General features: G+C 31.2%; 14 protein-coding genes. 2 read left to right on the top strand and 12 right to left on the bottom strand.

The genetic code is table 11. The features are described 5' to 3' along the window. Positions 1-2 precede the first annotated feature (2 nt). Positions 3-1,130, bottom strand: a complete 1,128-nt coding sequence (locus PXD04_RS12860; RefSeq protein WP_323737273.1) for an ABC transporter permease — start codon at positions 1,128-1,130, stop codon at positions 3-5. Beyond that, complete coding sequence (locus PXD04_RS12855; RefSeq protein ID WP_323737272.1) at positions 1,120-2,193, bottom strand: ATP-binding cassette domain-containing protein; 1,074 nt, start codon at positions 2,191-2,193, stop codon at positions 1,120-1,122. Before PXD04_RS12855 ends, PXD04_RS12860 begins: the two co-directional genes overlap by 11 nt. Positions 2,194-3,171: 978 nt before the next feature. On the opposite strand from PXD04_RS12855, the gene PXD04_RS12850 reads away from it, so the two are divergent. Next, the gene (locus tag PXD04_RS12850) at positions 3,172-4,014 is read left to right on the top strand and encodes a MoxR family ATPase (RefSeq protein WP_323737271.1); all 843 of its coding nucleotides are present in this window, start codon (positions 3,172-3,174) and stop codon (positions 4,012-4,014) included. On the opposite strand, the gene PXD04_RS12845 is transcribed toward PXD04_RS12850, so the two are convergent. The 7 genes from PXD04_RS12845 to PXD04_RS12815 all read right to left on the bottom strand — a co-directional run bounded on the left by PXD04_RS12845 (position 4,011) and on the right by PXD04_RS12815 (position 13,297). Then, positions 4,011-4,799 (bottom strand): HAD family hydrolase, encoded by a 789-nt coding sequence (locus PXD04_RS12845; protein WP_323737270.1) that lies wholly within the window; start codon positions 4,797-4,799, stop codon positions 4,011-4,013. The two genes, PXD04_RS12850 and PXD04_RS12845, sit on opposite strands and share 4 nt — an antisense overlap. Positions 4,800-4,843: 44 nt before the next feature. Further along, on the bottom strand, positions 4,844-6,487 hold the full coding sequence (locus tag PXD04_RS12840; protein WP_323737269.1) for a methylamine methyltransferase corrinoid protein reductive activase: 1,644 nt from the start codon (positions 6,485-6,487) through the stop codon (positions 4,844-4,846). Positions 6,488-6,719: 232 nt separating this feature from the next. Beyond that, positions 6,720-7,562 carry a methanol--corrinoid protein MtaC gene (gene mtaC / locus PXD04_RS12835; protein ID WP_323737268.1) on the bottom strand — a complete coding sequence of 281 codons (843 nt, stop codon included), beginning with the start codon at positions 7,560-7,562 and terminating at the stop codon, positions 6,720-6,722. Positions 7,563-7,586: 24 nt separating this feature from the next. Continuing rightward, on the bottom strand, positions 7,587-8,972 hold the full coding sequence (locus PXD04_RS12830; protein WP_323737267.1) for a methyltransferase MtaB domain-containing protein: 1,386 nt from the start codon (positions 8,970-8,972) through the stop codon (positions 7,587-7,589). 499 nt (positions 8,973-9,471) lie between these two features. Next, positions 9,472-10,314 (bottom strand): methanol--corrinoid protein MtaC, encoded by an 843-nt coding sequence (mtaC, locus tag PXD04_RS12825; protein WP_323737266.1) that lies wholly within the window; start codon positions 10,312-10,314, stop codon positions 9,472-9,474. Between the two features lie 49 nt (positions 10,315-10,363). Next, a complete protein-coding gene (locus PXD04_RS12820) occupies positions 10,364-11,749 on the bottom strand; it encodes a methyltransferase MtaB domain-containing protein (protein WP_323737265.1) in 1,386 nt (461 codons plus the stop codon). 534 nt (positions 11,750-12,283) lie between these two features. Next, a complete protein-coding gene (locus tag PXD04_RS12815; protein ID WP_323737264.1) occupies positions 12,284-13,297 on the bottom strand; it encodes an MtaA/CmuA family methyltransferase in 1,014 nt (337 codons plus the stop codon). Between the two features lie 476 nt (positions 13,298-13,773). On the opposite strand from PXD04_RS12815, the gene gatA reads away from it, so the two are divergent. Continuing rightward, positions 13,774-15,141: an Asp-tRNA(Asn)/Glu-tRNA(Gln) amidotransferase subunit GatA gene (gatA, locus tag PXD04_RS12810; RefSeq protein ID WP_323737263.1), complete on the top strand. Its 1,368-nt coding sequence runs from the start codon at positions 13,774-13,776 to the stop codon at positions 15,139-15,141. 78 nt (positions 15,142-15,219) lie between these two features. Here gatA and tfrA read toward each other — a convergent pair whose 3' ends face one another. From tfrA to hisG, 3 genes are read right to left on the bottom strand one after another with little or no spacing between them, the layout of a single operon-like run. Continuing rightward, the gene (gene tfrA / locus PXD04_RS12805; protein WP_323737262.1) at positions 15,220-16,890 is read right to left on the bottom strand and encodes a fumarate reductase (CoM/CoB) subunit TfrA; all 1,671 of its coding nucleotides are present in this window, start codon (positions 16,888-16,890) and stop codon (positions 15,220-15,222) included. A gap of 11 nt (positions 16,891-16,901) precedes the next feature. Then, positions 16,902-17,681 carry a fumarylacetoacetate hydrolase family protein gene (locus PXD04_RS12800; RefSeq protein WP_323737261.1) on the bottom strand — a complete coding sequence of 260 codons (780 nt, stop codon included), beginning with the start codon at positions 17,679-17,681 and terminating at the stop codon, positions 16,902-16,904. 19 nt (positions 17,682-17,700) lie between these two features. After that, on the bottom strand, positions 17,701-18,564 hold the full coding sequence (hisG, locus tag PXD04_RS12795; RefSeq protein ID WP_323737260.1) for an ATP phosphoribosyltransferase: 864 nt from the start codon (positions 18,562-18,564) through the stop codon (positions 17,701-17,703). Positions 18,565-18,621 lie beyond the last annotated feature (57 nt).

Here is an 18,621-nt window from a genome sequence, read left to right as displayed (position 1 = left end):
TCCTATATATCCCTATTAAATCTTACTACTCCAACTACAAAGAATACTACTGTAAATGCTAATAATACCAATAGGTCTATAGCTACTGCTTCAATACCTGCTCCTTGTAACATTACTGCACGAAATGCATCATTAGAATATGTTAAAGGTAATATGTATGAAACTTTCTGTAATAACCATGGCATTGTCTCTTTAGGGAAGAAAACTCCACATATAAACATCATAGGCATAGCTATTGGCATAACTATTTGAATATAATCTTCCTGTGTTTTGGATGTTGCTGAAATCATCATTCCAAATCCTACAAAACATAGTACCGAAAGTAACATCACTAACAACAATAAAAGCATGTTTCCATTTATCACTACATTAAATATAACTATAGCCGAAATGATTAATATTATTGCACGTAACATTTCTTTAACTACCTGTGATATAATTTTTCCACTTATTACTGAAGATATACTGGTAGGTGTCATGAATAACCTGGCAAGTTCACCTCTTTCTCTTTCACCAGCTATGGAATTTCCTAAACCTAACATTGAGGACATGAACATAGTCATTGCCAATACTCCTGGCAGTAAGTAATCAATATATTCTATTTCCCCATATATTTTATTTATTTGTAATTTAATTGTTTGTGTAGCTGATGTTAATGGATCAGTATTAGACTGAGTTGATGTCAATTTTGTTATTTCTATTTGTTCTGATACTGATGCAAATATTTTTTGAACTGTTGGTATTACCATTTGTGTGGTCATCTGATCTGACGAATCAACGTAAAGTATAGCATTACGTGAACCCTCCTCTTCAAAATCGGATGATAATATTATAGCAGATCTTACTTCTCCCTTGTCAACTTTCTTTTTGGCTTCTTCTGGATCAGATATTATGTCTTTTACTTCAAAAGTTTTATCTGATTTTATTGAATTTATTACAAGATCAGTTAGTTCACCAGAACTTTGTTTAACTATAACAACAGGAGTGTTTTCTACTGTTCCTCCCATACCCCATCCACATAATGCTATCATGAGGATAGGAAATAATACTAATGATATGAATTGTACTTTATGTCGCCATAATGTTAATAAATCTTTTTTTATCATCCACCATACTTTTTTAGTTTCCATCTTTAATCGCCTTCCTTGTTTTTGCTGTTATTGCTACAAAAACATCTTCTAATGTGGGATCATTAGTCTTTATAGATGCTATATTTCCATCTTTACTAAGTATAGTTGTTATGACTTCATTTATTGATGTTTCTGATCTTTTTAAACTGATGTTTAGTCGACCGCTGCCTGTATGTTTTACTTCATTTACTATGCTTAAATTTTCAAGTGCATTTATCATTTCTTCATTTATGTTTGATACCATAACTGTGACTTTTTCACTTTCATCTGTTAATGATGATTTTAGTCCATTTATTTCTTCCCTGTTTTCTTCAAGTCCTTCTTGTTCTAATTGATGAATTGTTTGTTTGATACGTTGATTATTTTCCTGCATATTTTCTAATAGTTGATCCTTTAATCCTTGTGGTGTGTCATTTGCCACTACTTTCCCGTTATTTATGATATTTATGCTGTCACATATTTTATCAACTTCATACATATCATGTGAGCATAGAATGATTGTCCTCCCTTGTTCATTTAAATCAACCATTAAATCCCATAGTACTCTTTTAGTTGTAGGATCTAAACCTACTGTTGGTTCATCCAAAAATAGGATATCTGGATTATGTACTAAACTTGCTACAACTGATGTTTTTTGTTGCATTCCTCCAGATAATTGTTTTACTAGCTTATTTTGAGCATATTTTATATCTACTAATTCTAACAAATCATCAATTTTTTTATCTTTAATTTTTTGATCGACATTATAAAAGTCAGCACATAATTCGACATTTTCCCGTACTGTTAAATCCTTGTATAAACTCACCAGTTGTGGAACCATTCCTATTCTGTTTCGAACTTCATCTGGCTGTTCTGTTACATCAAATCCTGCAACTTTTGCTTCGCCACTTGTTTTAGGTATTAGGCATGTTAACATTTTTATTGATGTTGTTTTTCCGGCACCGTTTGGACCTAAAATTCCACCTATCGTTTTATTTTCTACAAAGAGATTTAAATTATCTACTGCTTTAAAACCATTGTCATAAACTTTTACTAAGTCTCGCGTTTCAATAGCGTATTTCATTCATTCACCCCTTTTTTTTACAATTATTTATTAATTAATATAGAGAACGGGTATCATTCAAAATACTAATTTTTGACTATTTGAATGTAAGTATGAACTTTTCAATTACTTATAGAATGTATATTAATATCAGTATTACATTTAATAGACTCATGTTTTTTCATAAGATTTTTTAAAGTTAATTAATATGTATTAAAAGATACACATATAAAATTATACCTATTTAAATTTTGTTAATTAAATATGAATTAAATTATCAAAAAAAATGAAAGATAGGTCAATAAAAACATGAAAGATATCCTATTCTTTTGAAATGAAAAAAGAATTATAATAATAAAAGAATAGTGACCTACAAAATTCATTTAAGAAAAAAAGTATTATAAATTAATAGGAAAAACACTTTATGTCACCACCAAATATAAGAAAAATATCAACTAGTTTTGGAAGATTAGAAAATTAAATCACATGAACTAAAAACTCCTCTGTTCAAAAAATAGTCTCTTGCATGAAATATATCTAATAGAATGTGAAGATAATACAATTACTGTGAAGTATATTTTATATTGAACAATAGTTACGTTCTGATTGTAATGTATGTATTAGTAATTTTCATAATAATGCAATCAAATTAATAGATTATTATACAATATTTGACAAAAAAAGGATTTTTGAAATAGTTAACATTAGCATATATGATAAAAAAGATAATAAAGTATTATTAATAAATAGTTTATTAGATATTAAAGCTTATGATTGTAACATTAATTCAGAAAAGATAAAAATAAGATCTGAATTCTTGCTAGGTTGTAATCTTATACTATTAGACAAAACTTGTTATGATTTAATTAATCCAAATTCATCGAAGACAAATTTAAAGAGATATATTCAAGTATTAGTGGAACTTTTCAATTTAAATTTGCTGAAGAAATAGATATTAGAACCTATGACTATAAGTCAATAATACTTTGAGGTGAATATATGAAAGAGATTGAAGAAATTAAAAGTAAATTAGAAGAGAATAAATATATTTCTAATGATCAAATTAATACAACCTTATTTTTAGCCTTTGCTTTGAAAAAACCAATACTTATTGAAGGACCTCCTGGAACGGGTAAGACCGAACTTGCAAAAACTATTGCTGATAGTTTTGGTAGGGATTTTTTCAGAATACAATGTTATGAAGGTATAACCTTTGAACAAGTTGTTGGTGAATGGAATTATCAGAAACAGTTATTATATTTGGAGATGGCTCGTGAAAATAAGGAAGATTTAACAATATTTTCTGATGAATTCTTTATACAAAGACCTTTATTAACTGCTTTTAGTAATGATAAACCTTCTGTATTATTAATTGATGAGATTGATAAGGCTGATGAAGAATTAGAAAGTTTTTTACTGCAAGCATTGGGTGAAAAAGAAATTACTGTTAATGATTTAGATACATTTAAGTTAAAAAATGATCTGGTTGTAGTTTTAACTTCTAATGCTCAACGTTCTTTACTTGATGAAACAAAGGACAGATGTTTATATTTATACATTGATTATCCTGACTATGATAGGGAAGTTGAAATTATTAATAAAAGAGTACCTATTGCTGATGATAACTTAGTTAAAGACATTGTTGAAAAAACTCAAAAGATTAGAAAACTTGATTTGACTAAAAAACCTTCAATCAGAGCTACTGTGGATTGGGTTGAATCTTTAATTGCTTTGGGTGAAATTCCACCTACACGTGAAGCTTTAGAAAACACCTTGAATGTCATAGCTAAGAATGAAGAGGATAAAGAACAAATCATTAATGAAGTTTTAAATAATATTTAATCCCCTTTTTCTATTATTTTTAATACATCACTTATTTTATTTATAACAAAATCAACAGAGTTTAATAAGTATTCAGGTAGTTTTTCTCCTTGTTCTGTTGTTAAGATGCCGATGTCTGCTTTTTTTAATGCTGAATAGTCATTAGTGTTATTACCAACCATTATGACTTGATCATATTTTTCTTTTAGTTTACTGATTACTTTCTCTTTACAATCCATATTACATGTATCATAAATATTGGTTTGAGGTATGTTTAAAGTTTTAGCAATCTTTGAAAGTGATTGTTTATTGTCACCTGATGCAATAAATATATGATAATCCAATTTCTTTAATTGTTTGAATAACTTTAATGTATCCTTAAAAAATAAACCACCAGCAGTATAGGCATAATCTATTTTTTTTGTTCCAATATTAATTATTAAAGCAGATCCACTGCATATCTCAATATCATAATTTTTTATTAATGACGATGCAGATTCCCTAATATCCTCAAAAGTAGATGTGTCCTTTTCCAGTACCTGAATAACATCATGTTTCGTATAATTCTTTTTTGAATAACCTATCTCAAATTTTTCAATATTATCTTTAAGATAGTCAATTATTTTTTTATCATACTGGATTAATTGTTTTGTTGGTGTTTGAAAAACAAGTATTAAACTATCATCATTTTTATTAACCATACCTATAGTATTGGATTCAAAAATTAGTTTATTTGAATTAGTATCTTTTAAAGCAGTTACTCTTTTAATTATTGTACCTGCATTATCAAAAACTATAGCTTTCATGATGACAACTTTAAAAATAGAATAAAAAAAAATATTGAGAAGAATTATAATTGTGTTGCTTCTTCTCCTTGGATGTAGAATAATTTTTCATATAAGAATACTTTATCAGGACATATTCTTTCACATCTTAAACAAGCACTACCATTACAATAGTCTGAACGAATTGTTGCAACACCATCTTCAATTTTTAAAGCATTTTCTGGACATTCGTTTTCACATGCTTTACAATTAATACATCCTTCTACTTTATTTTCAAGTTTGGTACCTACTTCCTCAATAATAGATAATCCGTTTATTCCAATATCAGGAATATCACTTTCATATAATCTGTGGATTTCAGGATCTTCTTCTAATTCAGGTAAGTTTCCATAACCATAACTTTCTAACCATTCATCATATTTCCATAATGGCATATTTTGTTCACATACTGCTAATTCTAAACCATAAATTTTTTCAAATACTTCTGAAGTTGCTAAAGTTATGTGATTACCCTGCATTCCATCTGCCACTTCTTGTAATTCTTGTAGTAAATCTGGATTTTCTACTATGTCCCTTGCCATTGCTAATGAAGTGTTACCAATTTGATATATATCCCATGAATTTGCAGGAATTTGACCTACTGTTAATGATTTTAAAGGATCAACATAGAATCCAGATGCACCTGCCATATATACTGCATCAATATCATCAAAGTCTATTCCTGATTCAACACATAATGTTATATGTGCTGCTCTGAAAGCACCTAATGCTTTACCAATTTCTGTTAAATCTTTTTCAGATAAATATACATCATCTTGTAAATTTAATTGGTTATTTGGAGATTTAATATCAGGTATTGATATGATACCCTGTTCAGTACCTAAACTATATGCTGAAATTACACCAGTACCAGTAATACCTCTTGCTTTAGTATCATTATCACGTTCTTTGATAACATTACCTTCTACTACATCCATAACGTCTCCATCAACAACTTTTAAGTTTTCGTTTAAAACTTTTATTTGCCAATCGTCACCTTCTGGTGCAACATCAGATATAGCTCCAGGTGATGCTAACATACCACATTCAATTGCTTGTCCTTCCATAGCAGGACCTGCAGCTGCAGAACATGAATAAATTTCACCATCAATAACTAGTGCAATTTCTGCATTAGTACCGAAATCTGATACTAAGTATATTCCTTCACGATTAACTACATCAGATTTTACGAGCATTGCTAATGCATCTGCCCCAATTTCGTGTTTAATTGCAGGAGGTATGTATACTTCTGCATCAGGATTAATGTCTAAGTCAATATCTGCTGGTTTAACTATTTGTGAATTTCTTTTTGGTGGAGTAATGTTTAACCTTTCCATTGCATTAGTTCCCCAAAATGCCAAATCTCTTATTTCAATATTTTGGAATAATGATAATTGAATTGGGTTTCCACATACTGCAAATCGTGTTATTTTAGTTTTATCTACACCTAATTGATCTACTACTTTGTTTACTGCTTCTATAAGAAGTTGGTGAGCTTGGTCTCCACCTACATTTACTGCAAAGTGTAAGTGGTCCATTACATTTGCACCTGGTATTGGATGTCTTAATGTAACTGTTGTAGAAATAGTACTGTTATCTGCTAAATCTATTGCTTGAGCCCTAATACCACTTGTACCTATATCCATTGCTATTGCATATTCTTCTGCCATATAATCATCCTCATTTGATATATTAATGCATATTTTAATAGTAATAGTTTAAACATAATATAACTTTTACTCTAATTAAATATAGTATCTTTTAAGATATAAATATGACTCTATTTAAGGAGTATTAATAATAATAGAAAAAATAGGATATTACAATAAGAATTAAAAGAAGTATTTTAAAAAAAAAATGAAATATAGATAAGTACATAACATTATCTATTTATTAAATTATTTAGGAATATGCTGCCACATATTCTCCCACTATTTCCGCATATTCTTTTCTGATATCTTCCCATGATTTACCATCATCAACAACAGCATCTGCTAATTTAGGTGTATGGTATGCTTCTACACCATAGAATGTTTGATCAAATTCTTCTACAAAGTCACGACGTACCGCTCCACCACCACATCCTATAGGAGTATCAATACCTTCTTCTTGTAGTGCTGCAGATATTTTACCGAAAGCAGTCATTGTTGTTGTCATTAATGCAGTAGCTGTCATCATTGCAGGATTATGTTCTTTTGCTTTTGCTACTACCTCTGTTGTTGGTACATCACGACCTAAATCTATAGCTTCATAACCGTTTGCGTTTAAGAACATGACAATTAAGTTTTTACCTATGTCGTGAGGGTCACCTTCTACTGCAAAACACATGATTGGTGCTTTTGTATCTGCTTTGTGTCCGAGTTTTGCTTCACAAATTTCTACACCAGACATCATTGCATCCCCAGCTAACATTAAATCAGGTAAGAAGAATTCACCTTTAGTGTATAAAGCAGATACACCATCCATACCTTTCATTAAAGCATTGTTAATGAGGTCAATTGGATCTTCACCTGCGTCTAATGCTGCTGCTACATCTTCATCAGTTTTATCTTTATCACCATATAATACATCTAAAGCAAGGGTTCTTTTAATTCCTTCTTCTTTTGGTAAGATTTCAACTACTTCTGGGTCATCTTCAGGTTTGAGAGCTGGACCTTCAACTTTAACGTTGTATCTTATTGCAATTTTTTCGTAATCTTCAATACTTTCGAATTGTTCATAATATTTTTCTAATGGACTTGACATGATATTTCACCTTTATATTTATTTTTATAATTCATATTGTGATGGATCGTGTTCTTTGACTTTTCTTCCATATCTTTTTATTGATTGTTTAACGAATTTACTTTGTTTATCTGGTAATTGTTCATATGTTTTGTAAGTTGAATCGAGAGTATCTCTTTCGAATCTTGTTAAGTAAATACGTTTTGCTTCTACTGCTTCATTTATTAAGTCCATAGCTTTAAGTGCTGCTGCACGTGATCTTAGATATATATCTTCACCATCAGCGACAATTGCTTCACCAATTTTGTATGCATTATCATATGCTAATATTACTCCTTGAGGGTCTCGGTATTTATCTGCTAGTGTGTAAGTATCTCTTAGTTCTTTTGATACTCCTATTTGAGTTGCTGTGTTCATTAATGCACATTCACATCCTAAAGATTGTAACCATACACCAGGAGTTGGTCCACCCATTTCTTCCCTGTTGTATACAGATTCGTTACTCCATACATCGCACACTGCAGCTGCTAAGTTTCCCATTAAATCAGAGTGAGCACAGGTTGCGTTTTTACCTTCTGCACAGATAGGTACGGAAGCGATTGATTTTACGATTGGATTTTCGTATCCACAGTCTTTTGTTGGTCCTCTTGCACCACATTCAATAGCTACTAAACTTCTTGCTCCTGCAATTGCTCTTGCTACTGCTGCTATTGTATGTGAAACGTTTTTACTAGTTAGTCCACCTGCTAAGAACATTGCTGTGTTAGCTTGTGCACAGTCTGTATCTCCTCCAGGAACTACATTGTTTCTGTTTGCTATGTCTACGATTTTTGTCCACATGTATTCCATATCTATTGATCCTAGTACTCCAATTCCATACAATATTGCTCTTACATCTCCTCTTGAAATACCATAATCTGATACTACTTTTCCACCAATTGTTTCAATACATAACATGGATGCTCCATTTTGTGCACATGCTTCGAATGATTCGTCCATAGCGATGTCGAATTCGGATCCTCTTAATCCGTTTTCTTCTTCTCTCATATCAGCTACTGTTGACATTAATGAAACTGCGGTTCCATATTTTTCGTGCATTTGTTCAAGTTCTGCCCAGGTTACTGCAGTACATCTTTCAGATGCTTCTCTGTTAATTGATTGTTGTTGTACGTGTTCTGTTTCTATTTGAAATGCAGGTAATCCAATATCTGCTGCTCTTTGACAAGCTGCAAAGGCTATGTTTTTGGATGTTGCTTCTAGTCCATCAACACTTTCTTCTGATCCTTCTGCAGGTGCTACTTTAATATTTGGAACAACTACTCCTCCGCCCATAATTTGGTCTAATCCCATTTTTACAGGGTTTTTAGTTTGTCCAAATACTACATCATCTGCTGAATCATTTTCCATTTTTGTATAACGTTTTGTTACCATATAATTTCTCCAATTTTAATTAAGATATTTATACCCACATAATATTTTTAAATATATTCTAAAGTATTACTTTACTAAAATTTTAAGTAGTAAGTTAATACTTATAATTATTACTTTGTAATATGATGTATAAAAATCTTTAAAAATAATTTTTATATGAAAAAATAAAAATAAAGAATAAATTAAATTAATAAAACTTTAAAAATAGTTAATTTTATTAAAAAATAAGAGAAATTTTGAATTTTTAGATAATGTTTTTTATTAGATTGTAATACATTAAAATAAAGAAAATTAAGGTAATACAAATTTTAGTAAAAATTATTAAAATTAAAATGATTAAAAGATAGAAAATATTGCATTAATAGTATTTGAGAAAAATAGAAAATCTAAAAAAATGATTCAAAAACAGAAAATATCTTAAAAATAATTTAAAAAAAAATGTTTAAGATAAGAACACGCTAAACTTATCTTAAACTTAACAGAGTTACCAATCCCGTACTTAGGAGTATGCTGCTACGTATTCACCGACAATGTCAGCGTATTCGTTTCTGATGTCTTCCCAAGTTTTTCCGTCATCTACAATAGCATCTGCTAATTTAGGTGTGTGGTATGCTTCTACACCGTAGAAACAGTGTGCACTTTCTTCTACGAAGTCACGTCTTACTGCTCCTCCACCACATCCAATAGGTACATCTACACCTTCTTCTTCCATTAATGCTGCAATTTTACCGAATGCGGTCATTGTTGTTGTCATTAATGCTGTTGCTGTTGCCATTGCTGGTTGATGTTCTTTTAATGCTGCTACTACATCTGGTGTTGGTACGTCACGACCGAGGTCTATTGGTTCGTATCCGTTTGCGTTTAAGAACATAACAATTAAGTTTTTACCGATGTCGTGAGGGTCACCTTCTACTGCACAACATACTACTTTTGCTTTGGAATCTGCTTTGTGTCCGAGTTTTGCTTCACAAAGTGCTACACCGGACATCATTGCGTCCCCTGCTAACATTAAATCAGGTAAGAAGAATTCACCTTTAGTGTATAAAGCAGATACACCATCCATACCTTTCATTAAAGCATTGTTAATGAGGTCTATTGGATCTTCACCATCGTTTAATGCTGCTTCTACGTCTGCATCGGTTTTGTCTTTGTCACCGTATAATACATCTAAAGCAAGGGTTCTTTTTGTTCCTTCTTCTGATGGTAAGATTTCAACTACTTCTGGGTCGTCTTCAGGTTTGAGAGCTGGACCTTCTACTTTAACGTTGTATCTTATTGCAATTTTTTCGTAATCTTCAATACTTTCAAAATGTTCATAATATTTTTCTAAAGGGCTAACCATTTGAATACACATCCTTAATTATTTATTAAAATTTTATTGTATTTCACGCTTATAAATCGTATTGTTTTATATCGTGTTCTTTTACTTTTCTGCTGTAACGTTTTACAGATTGTTTTAAGAATTTTGCAGAGTCATCTGGTAATTGTTCGTATGTTTTGTAAGTTGAATCGAGAGTGTCTCTTTCGAATCTTGTTAAGAATATACGTTTTGCTTCTACAGCTTCGTTAATACAGTCCATTGCTTTGAGTGCTGCTGCACGTGCTCTGAGGTAGTTGTCTTCACCGTCAGCTACGATTGCTTCACCAATTCTGTATGCGTTATCGTATGCAAGGATTACACCTTGAGGGTCTCGGTATTTATCTGCTAATACGTATGAGTCTCTTAATGCTTTTGCGGTTCCGATTTGTTTTGCTGTGTTCATTAATGCACATTCGTAACCTAAGGATTGTAACCATACACCAGGGGTTGGTCCACCCATTTCTTCTCTGTTATATACAGATTCGTTACTCCATACATCACATACACCAGCGGTTAAGTTACCCATTAAGTCTGCGTGAGCACAGGTTGCGTTTTTACCTTCTGCACAGATAGGTACGGAAGCGATTGATTTTACAATAGGGTTTTCGTATCCACAGTCTTTTGTAGGTCCTTGTGCACCACATTCAATAGCTACTAAACTTCTTGCTCCTGCAATTGCTCTTGCTACTGCTGCAACTGTGTGTGAAACGTTTTTACCCATGAATCCACCAGCTAAGAACATTGCTGTGTTAGCTTGTGCACAGTCTGTGTCCCCACCAGGAACGATTCCGTTTCTTTTTGCTATGTCTACGATTTTTGTCCACATGTATTCCATATCGTTGGAACCTAATACACCGATACCGTAGAGAATTGCTCTTGCGTCTCCTCTTGATATACCGTAGTCAGATACTACTTTACCACCAACGGTTTCGATACATAACATGGATGCTCCATTTTGTGCACATGCTTCGAATGATTCGTCCATAGCGATGTCGAATTCAGATCCTCTTAATCCGTTTTCTTCTTCTCTCATATCAGCTACTGTTGACATTAATGAAACTGCGGTTCCATATTTTTCGTGTAATTTTTCGAGTTCTTCCCATGTTACTGCTGTACATCTTTCGGAAGCTTCTCTGCTGATTGATTGTTGTTGTACGTGTTCTGTTTCTATTTGTATTGCTGGTAATCCGATATCTGCTGCTCTTTGACATGCTGCGAAAGCGATGTTTTTGGATGTTGCTTCTAATCCATCAATACTTTCTTCTGATCCTTCTGCAGGTGCTACTTTAATGTTAGGATATACTACTCCTCCACCTGCTACTTGGTCTAATCCGAGTTTTACAGGGTTTTTAGTGTCCCCAAATAACATGTCGTCTGCTGATTCTGTTACCATTTTTGTAAATACTTTTCTTGACATATAATTTCACCACTTAATTTTTTTAATCTTATACCCACATAGTTATTACTTTAGCCCTAATCGATATATAATATCTAAGTTGATTTTATTACTAGATACTTGAAATTCATTAAAGTATTATTTAACTTTATGAAATTAATATAAAAATCAAGTTGGAAAAAAGGATTTTTAGGAATTAAATTAATAAAATAAGTAGTTAAAATGATTATTTTGAAAAAAAGTAAAAATAATAGAATCACATACAATTAAATTAGAAATTACAATCAATATTTTTTTAAAATTGAAAAGATGTTACTTATTCGTATTACATTAATAAACTTTCATTTTATTAAAATTATTACATAAGTAATAAAAATAGCCCAAAAAAATTAATAGAATAGACCATTAAGATTAAATAAATACAATGACAATTGTCAAGTAATTACTGTAAAAAATACATGTTGAAAATTAGTTTTATATAAAAAAAGAGCAAAAATCTTTAAAAAGTAATAGCATAATATAATAAAAAAAAGAAATAAAGTAGTTAGAAACTACTTATTCGTAAAATGCATCTCTTGCTTCAACAAATGCTTGTAAGTTTGCTAATGGGGATTTAGGTGCAATACCACAACTTGGTGCTAATACATCTATACCTTTTTCTAATGCAGTAGTTACTTCTGCTTTTACTTCATCTGTTGATTTACTGAATAAAGTTTGACTGGTTGAGATGTTACCTACAAGAACTGTTTCTAAGTCGTTATCTTGTTGGATTTGTCTTGCTTCTTCAACATTTACTGCTTCTTCGAATGAAGCTCCGTTGAAACCAGAGTCTAACATACCTTCCATAATTGGGAGTGAGTTACCACAAATGTGGATGATACTTTGTGCTTCCATTTCACCAGATGAGTCTTCTAATGCAGGTTGTGCGAAGTCCATGAAGTCATCAGGGTTTAATAATTCAGGAGATGAAGTTGGGTCTGCTACACAAATTACATCTACACCAACATCGTTGAATGCTTCTACTAATTCTGTTTGTGCATCTAATGCTACTTCTACTACATCTTCTACTACAAATGCATCGGTTTTTAACATTTTTACTAAATCTTCTACACCTAATAAGTGTCCTGCTAATGTGAATGGACCTGCCATACCTACTACTACAGGTACTTCTGGGTGTTCATTTTTTAAGATTTCAATTGATTCTATGATTACAGGTAATCTTCCTTGATTTGCAAAGTCATCAGGTACTTCTAAATCTTCTACGTCATCGAATGGTGCGTGTGTTCTTAAGGTTGGAGTGTTATCCATGTCACCTAAGTCTACTTCACAGCCAAATGCTTCAGCTTCTGCGGTTAAGTCGAAAGGTACTCTTGCACATTCTAATCCTGCTTGTTCGTGTAATGAGATTCCTAATCTTGCCATTTCTTGAGCATCTGTGTGTGCTGATGGCCAGGATACATTTGCTCCAGGGAATGCTTCTTCTACTGCTGCTGCAGTTGCACTGATTGCTGGTACTTTTTCTACTTCTTCACCGTTTAAAGCTGCTTTTAAATTTTCTATAAGATCCATTTGTTCACCTTTTATAATAATATTATTATACATGAATTCAATTTTTGATAACAAACTCTATCTTTAATGTTAATTTTAATTAAATTCAATACATTAATAATACATTTAGTATTACTAATTTTTTTGCTATCAATATTTTATTACATGTTTTTCATTCCTACTTGAATTAGTAGGAATATTTAGATAAATATATTTACATGCTAACAAGCTGCCCTATATATTTATTATTAAACTAGAAAATGTCAGAAATAGTTTATGTGAGTACAAGACTATTAATTCCATATATCATAGTTTGTAGTATAATAGTACAAAACTTGTTATTGTTATAATATATTATTTTTAATACATATAAATTTTAACCTAAAAAATCAAATATTTTTACTCAACACACTAAGTTTAAATAAAATTTAATAGATGGAATAAATAGATATATTATACATATAGAAAATTCAAGAATTTTTACTAAAGGTGAATACATGAAAATTATCGATAAAGTAAAATCAATTAAAGAACAAGAATTAACAGCTACAGAAAATCTTGAACAAAAGTATAATATTATCGAAGAAAAAAATGATGAAATTAATGCTTTTGTTGAATTAGACCTGGAAAGAGCACAAAAAGTTGCTAAAGAAATAGATGACAAAATAAAAAGCGGTGAAAAAACTGGAAAATTAGCAGGACTTGTCATAGGAATTAAATGTAATATTAACGTTGAAGATTTCATTGTCTCTGCTGCATCACCAACACTTAAAGAATATCAGGGAAGTTACAATGCTACAGTAATTAATAAAATTATTGAAGAAGATGGAGTTATAGTAGGATTGACCAATATGGACGAGTTTGCAGCAGGAAGTTCTACTGAAACTTCAATGTATGGTCCTACAAACAATCCTAATGCATTAGGACATATTCCTGGTGGATCTAGTGGTGGTTCAGCAGCAGCAATTGCTGCAGATATGTGTGATATTGCATTAGGTTCTGATACTGGTGGATCAATAAGAAATCCTGCATCACATTGTGGAGTAATGGGATTTAAACCAACCTATGGTATGGTATCTAGACAGGGATTACTTGATTTAGCAATGAGTTTAGACCAAATAGGTCCATTTGCAAATGACACTACTGGTATAGGTTTAATGTTAGATGTTATAACAGGATATGATCCATATGATACAACCACCTTAAACAAGGAAACAACACCTTTTATTGATGATACAACAAATACAACATTAGAAAATACTAGTGTAGGAATAGTTAAAGAATTTATGGATGTTACAGATTCAAAAATTAATGATGTCATTAATAAATCTGTTGATAAAATGTCTGATTTAGGTGCTGAAATTAAAGAATTAAGCTTTGGAGATGTTGACTTAGGTTTACCAACATATTATTTAATTAACTATGTAGAATTCTTTTCAGCAACCAGAAAATATGATGGTCGTAAATATGGTGAAAGAATTGAAGAAGTATGCGGTCCAGAAGTAGCAAGAAGAATACAAATTGGATCATACATCAGCCAGAAAGAATTCAGTGGAAAATATTATAATAAGGCATTACAAGCAAGATCTCTTATACGTAAAGACTTCAACAATGTATTAAATGATGTTGATATACTCGCAGGTCCTACTGTTCCAAAATTACCTCATAAAATTGGTGAGAAAATAGATACTATGGATATGTATGCATATGATGTTCTAACAGTACTTGCAAACATTACTGGTATTCCTGCAAGTAGTATGAAAGCAGGACTTGTTAATGATATTCCTGTAGGTTTACAATTACAAGCAAAACCTGAAGAAGATCATAAAATCTTAAGTACAATGAGTGCTATTGAAAATAATTAAACACCAAAACTTTAGTAAAAATTAGGAAAAAATATGATGTGAATACATCATATCATTTTTTTTTAAAATTATAGGAGATTAATCTTCGAATAATCCACGTTTTACTGTGGTTACTTCTCTATTTTTATTTAAAACAAAGCTTTTTAAGTACTCTGCATCATTTTTTTCAGGGTAATCAATACGATAATGTGCACCTCTGCTTTCTTTTCTTAATAATGCAGATTGTACAATTAATTTTGCAAGTTTAATCATACTAATTACTTCTAATGCAGTTACCAATTTATTATTATATTCTTTGTAACTAGGAACATTCATATCTTCTACTTTTTCTTGTAATTGATTTAATTCTATTTGAGCTTGTTTTAAACCTTTTTCATCCCTAACTATTGCCACATAATCCCACATTATTTTTCTAAGTTCTGTTTTAATACTTTCAGGATCATATGTTCCTTCAGTCCAAATGTCAGAAATTCTGTTAATTTCCTCGTTAATTTCATTTTCATCTGGTTGTTCTAATGAGGACTCTTTGGCACGTTTTGCGGATTGAATTCCTGCAATATTTCCAAATACTTGAGTATCTGCTAAGGCATTACCTCCTAAACGATTTGCTCCATGAACTCCAGATGTTGCTTCTCCGGCTGCAAATAAATTTTTTACGTTGGATTCACAATTTCCATCAATTTTTATTCCACCCATGAAATGGTGAGCTGTTGGTGCTACCTCCATTGGTTCATTTATTATATCAACTCCCACATCTTTAAATTGTTGAACCATAGTATGTAATTTCTTTTGAACTTGTTCTTCAGGTAAATGTGTAACCGAAAGATATACTCCACCATCTTCAGTTCCTCTTCCTTCTTGAATTTCAGTATATATTGACCTTGCTACTATATCACGTGTAGCTAATTCTTCACGAGGATCATAATTAATCATGAATCGTTCACCTTCAGTGTTGATTAAATGACCTCCTTCTCCACGGACAGCTTCAGTAATTAAGACCCCTTTACGTGATTTTGGAGAAACCATTCCTGTTGGATGGAATTGAACCATTTCCATGTCCATCATATCTGCACCAGCATCATAAGCCATGATTATTCCATCACCTGTTTTTTGAACTGCGTTTGATGTGACCGGATATAACCATCCACATCCCCCCGATGCAATAACTGTTGCCTTTGAATGGTATACTATTATAGAACCATCATTTAAGGAGATACCCATTGCACCAACAATTTTTGTATGACTGTTATCAAACAATAATTTTGTAATCATTACTTCTGAGTGAGTTTTAACACCTTCACGTATTACTTCTTCTTTAAGACCCAACATCATTTCATGACCTGATTGATCACCTTTAAAACATGTTCTGCGACAGGATTGACCACCAAATGCTCTTTGATTTAATCTACCATCATCCTGCCTATCAAATAGACATCCATAAGATTCTAATTCAATTAATCTTTTAGGTGATTCTAGTACAAGTTCATGAACTAAGTGTAAATCATTTAAAAAAGCACCACCTTTTAATGTGTCAAGAATATGTAATTGAAGGGAGTCTGCTTCATCCACATATCCGAATACTGCATTATAACCTCCTTCAGCCAACATAGTACACCCGGATTTAAATGTTAATCCTTTAGATACCATTATCACTTCTTGATCATTTTTTCTTGCAACTATTCCACATTTACATCCTGCTCCACCAGAACCTATAACTAACACATCACAAGTAAATTCAGTAATTTTCACTTTTATTCCTCCTATTTAACTATATTTCTCAAAATTCCTATTTTTTCAACAATTATTTCTATTTTATCTCCATGTTCTAAATGATCAATTCCAGGGGGTGTTCCTGTTGCTATTAAATCACCCTCTTTTAATGTCATAATACTAGATATGTAATGAATTAATTCTTTTGGAGAAAAAATCATGTACCCCGTATTTGAATCCTGTTTAATTTCATTATTTACTTTTGAACAAATTCTTAAATTTGAAGGATTTATTCCTGTAGCAACTACAGGCCCTATTGGACAAAATGTGTCGAAACTTTTTGATCTTGTCCATTGTCCATCTTTTTCTTGCAAATCTCTTGCAGTCACATCATTTATAATTGTATATGCTATGTCAAAAACATCCTCATTATTTTTATTATTTATCTCTGACAATACCACTAATCCTAACTCTGCTTCAAAATCTAATTTTTTTGTATCTTTAGGATATATTATGTTTTCTTCGTGTGCTATGACGGATGTTGATGGTTTTAAGAATAATAATGGTTCTGAGGGAATATTCATAGATAATTCATTTGCATGGTCATTATAGTTTAATCCTACACAGACTATTTTTGATGGATCAACCGGCGTTAAAACTTTAACATCATCTAAACAATCTTTAAAATTATTCAAATAATATTTTTTGATATCTTCTTCATCCTTAATTGCATCAATAATGGATTCATAGTTTAAACGATAGATAGTTTCGTCTTCCAATATTCCGACAAATACTTTATTATCCTTTGTTTGATATTTTATATATTTCATGTAAATCAGATTATTTGATTTATTCTAAAATTCTTTCTATTGGAAGTACTAGTAAATCTTTAGCTCCAATTTTCCTAAGTTTATTTATTGTTTCAAATACATCTTTTTCTGAAATCACAGCATGAACGGATACAATACCTTCTTTACCATATATTTCAGATATTGTTGGCCCACCCATACCAGGCATTGCCTCTTTAATTTCGTTCAAGTCTTCTTTTTTAACATTTGCCATGATTAATTTTTTTCCTTCAGCCTGAATAACTCCTATAATTCCTGTTTGGATGGATTCAATTTTATCATATTTTGTTTTTAAACTATCTTTATTAGCTATTAACATTATAGAACTTTCAAGAATTGTATCTATTTCACGTAAATGATTCATTTTTAGTGTTGTTCCAGTACTTGTTAGATCAGATATGACATCAGCTACTCCAATTAATGGAGCTACTTCTGTTGCACCAGTTAATGATAAAATTTTTGCGTTAATATTTTTATTTGTGAAGTAATCCTTTGTTAATTGAGGAAATTCTGTTGCAACTGTTTTAACATTTTTTAAGTCTTCTGCTGTTTTGAAATCAGAAGTTTCTGGAGCTGCTATTACAAGTTTTGTATAACCAAAGTGCAAATCTTCAAGTAATTCAACATCTGCTTTTTTTTCTTTAATTAAATCTAAACCAGTTATTCCAATATCTGCTGCACCATCTTCCACATATTCAGGAATATCTGCTGCTCTTGTGAACATTACACTTATTTCTGGATCAAATGTATGTGAAAATAGTTTTCTATTGGAGTTATCTGTTAATCCTATTCCTGCTTTTTCGAGTAATTCTACTGCAGGCCCACTAATTCTTCCTTTTGAAGGTATTGCTATTCTTATGCTCATTTATTTTGCCCTCAAGTTTTTTCTATAAATCATATAAAATTATGTATAATTACTTTT

This window comes from Methanosphaera sp. ISO3-F5, from assembly GCF_034480035.2.
GTDB lineage: Archaea > Methanobacteriota > Methanobacteria > Methanobacteriales > Methanobacteriaceae > Methanosphaera.
Note: the sequence above shows the minus strand (reverse complement) of the source record. Positions and strands in the feature narration are given on the sequence as shown.

Excerpts from the sequence above, each read along its gene's own strand:
- gatA (WP_323737263.1), top strand. The coding sequence starts at position 13,774 with ATGAAAATTATCGATAAAGTAAAATCAATTAAAGAACAAGAATTAACA.
- mtaC (WP_323737266.1), bottom strand. The coding sequence starts at position 10,314 with ATGGTTAGCCCTTTAGAAAAATATTATGAACATTTTGAAAGTATTGAA.
- mtaC (WP_323737268.1), bottom strand. The coding sequence starts at position 7,562 with ATGTCAAGTCCATTAGAAAAATATTATGAACAATTCGAAAGTATTGAA.
- PXD04_RS12840 (WP_323737269.1), bottom strand. The coding sequence starts at position 6,487 with ATGGCAGAAGAATATGCAATAGCAATGGATATAGGTACAAGTGGTATT.
- PXD04_RS12860 (WP_323737273.1), bottom strand. The coding sequence starts at position 1,130 with ATGGAAACTAAAAAAGTATGGTGGATGATAAAAAAAGATTTATTAACA.
- PXD04_RS12800 (WP_323737261.1), bottom strand. The coding sequence starts at position 17,681 with ATGAAATATATAAAATATCAAACAAAGGATAATAAAGTATTTGTCGGA.
- PXD04_RS12815 (WP_323737264.1), bottom strand. The coding sequence starts at position 13,297 with ATGGATCTTATAGAAAATTTAAAAGCAGCTTTAAACGGTGAAGAAGTA.
- hisG (WP_323737260.1), bottom strand. The coding sequence starts at position 18,564 with ATGAGCATAAGAATAGCAATACCTTCAAAAGGAAGAATTAGTGGGCCT.
- PXD04_RS12855 (WP_323737272.1), bottom strand. The coding sequence starts at position 2,193 with ATGAAATACGCTATTGAAACGCGAGACTTAGTAAAAGTTTATGACAAT.
- PXD04_RS12820 (WP_323737265.1), bottom strand. The coding sequence starts at position 11,749 with ATGTCAAGAAAAGTATTTACAAAAATGGTAACAGAATCAGCAGACGAC.
- PXD04_RS12845 (WP_323737270.1), bottom strand. The coding sequence starts at position 4,799 with ATGAAAGCTATAGTTTTTGATAATGCAGGTACAATAATTAAAAGAGTA.
- PXD04_RS12850 (WP_323737271.1), top strand. The coding sequence starts at position 3,172 with ATGAAAGAGATTGAAGAAATTAAAAGTAAATTAGAAGAGAATAAATAT.
- PXD04_RS12830 (WP_323737267.1), bottom strand. The coding sequence starts at position 8,972 with ATGGTAACAAAACGTTATACAAAAATGGAAAATGATTCAGCAGATGAT.